The sequence below is a fragment of the Nguyenibacter vanlangensis genome (assembly GCF_013376155.1).
GTDB classification, from domain to species: Bacteria; Pseudomonadota; Alphaproteobacteria; order Acetobacterales; family Acetobacteraceae; genus Gluconacetobacter; species Gluconacetobacter vanlangensis.
The window spans coordinates 1-564 of record NZ_JABXXP010001227.1 but is presented as its reverse complement, the minus strand read 5'-3'; the positions used below and the strand labels follow the sequence as shown (position 1 = coordinate 564).

Below are 564 nucleotides of genomic sequence, written 5' to 3'. Positions count from 1 at the left end.
CCGCAGCGCGCCTTCCGCGCCCTGCGCGGCCGCGACATCGCAATGATCTTCCAGGACCCGATGACGGCCTTCACCCCCGTCTATACCGTCGGCTGGCAGATCGACGAGCAGATCCGCGCCCACCAGCGGATCGGCCGGCACGCGGCCCGGGCGCGCACCATCCGCCTGCTGGGCGACATGGGCGTGCCGGACCCGGAACGGGTGGCCGGGCGCTATCCGCACCAATTGTCGGGCGGCCTGCGCCAGCGGGCGATGATCGCCATGGCGCTGTCCTGCAACCCGGCGCTGCTGATCGCCGACGAACCGACCACCGCGCTGGACGTGACGGTGCAGGCGCAGATCCTCGACCTGCTGCGCACCCTGCGGCGGGAATACGGCTCGTCGGTGCTGCTGATCACCCACGACATGGGCGTGGTGGCCGAAACCTGCGACCGCATGATGGTGATGTATGCCGGCAGGGTCGCCGAGCGGGGGCCGACCGATGCGGTCCTCGCCCGGCCCGGCCACCCCTATACCGCGGCATTGCTGGATTCGATCCCGCCGCTGCACGGCCCGCGCCCGCCG

1 protein-coding gene is annotated in these 564 nt (G+C 72.0%); it reads left to right on the top strand.

All coding sequences use genetic code 11. The features are described 5' to 3' along the window. Window positions 1-564: ABC transporter ATP-binding protein (locus tag HUK84_RS22275; RefSeq protein WP_176642054.1), on the top strand; the 564-nt coding region annotated here is incomplete at both ends.